The sequence below is a fragment of the Allomesorhizobium camelthorni genome (assembly GCF_011045125.1).
Classification (GTDB): domain Bacteria; phylum Pseudomonadota; class Alphaproteobacteria; order Rhizobiales; family Rhizobiaceae; genus Allomesorhizobium; species Allomesorhizobium camelthorni.
On sequence record NZ_JAAKZF010000256.1, the window covers coordinates 1 to 1,313 of the forward strand.

General features: G+C 61.1%; 1 protein-coding gene. It reads right to left on the minus strand.

The window, feature by feature from the left end:
* Window positions 1-44: 44 nt before the first annotated feature.
* Window positions 45-1,313: IS701 family transposase (locus tag G6N73_RS35700; protein WP_165034546.1), on the minus strand; the 1,269-nt coding region annotated here is incomplete at its 5' end.

Genomic DNA, 1,313 nt, shown 5'->3' on the forward strand with positions numbered 1-1,313 from the left:
ACTACTTTGGCACTTTAGGCTCTGGGATATTCGCAAGGAGCATGTCACAGCGAGGACATCGTCGGGGTGGAGGTCGTGCGAAGAGGTCGAGGATCGCTTGCCTGATGGCCGGCATGCTTGGCTGTGGTGGCGGTCCCGAGATTCTTTTTTTTCCGTCCCGCTGCTTTGAGGCGGCGGGATTGAAGGAAGGCGTAGGCGATCATCGTCATCAACGCATGTCGATGTAATCCCGTCCAGGATCTGCCTTCGAAGTGGTCGAGCCCAAGCTCTTCCTTGAGCTGCTGGTGGGCCTGTTCACAGATCCACCTGGCCTTGATCGTGGCAGCGAGCGTCTTGATGGTGGCATCGGCCGGCAGGTTCGACACATAGTATTTCTGCTCCCCGGTCGACCGCCGCTCGCCGACGAGCCAAACCTCGTCGCCAGGCATGCATTGCATACGGTTATCGAGCATCCGGTGCTTATGGCCATCCGCAACACGGACACGGCGGGCCGCGAAGAGACAGGTCAGCCGACCTTTGGTGCCCCGCCGCCAGCTGACCTTTTGCCATTTCCCTTCGGCCAACAACGTTTCAGCAGAGACCGGGGGCTGATCAGGGATGTGGTATTTGCGGGGCTTTCCGGCCTTCGCGACGGGGAAGATCAGGGCAACGTCGGCGGGATAGACGTTCTGGCGTCGCGACAGACCCACTGCCCACAGCAGACCGCGCTCACTCAAAGCCTGACGGAAGGGTCCGCTGGAGCCGTACCCTGAATCGGCAAGCACACAGCCAAAACGCGCACCGGAGGCGATGACGCGGTCGACCTCCTCGATTGCAATCTCCGGCTTTGTCAGAGCAGTCTGTCTATCCTTCGGCACACGAGCCCGCGCCATACGTTCAGGATCATCTGTCCAGCTCTCGGGCAGGAATAGCCGCAGGCCCACCATCACCGGCACCTCGCGCGACGCCAACGTTACCGAGACCAGCGACTGACAATTGGCAGTCTTTCCGAGCGACGAGGCATATTGTGGCGCGACGCCAACCGAGTGACGTCCCTTCTTGGGCAACGCCGTATCATCGATGACAAGAAAACCCGCCTCATCGCCAACCAGGCCATCTGCCTTCTTCAGCAGGGCAGCCTCGAGTGGAGCACTGTCCCAAACTCCGGCAGCGACGAAATGATGAAGCTGATCGTAGCCGACCTCGCCAGCGCGCGCCGCCATCGGCTGAACGCTCTTGCGGTCTCCTGGACCAATCAAACCCGCGACATAGAGAGGACACATCCGCGCCCGCGTCTTGTGCCCTAGCGCCGCGACAAACGGCGCAAGCCAGCG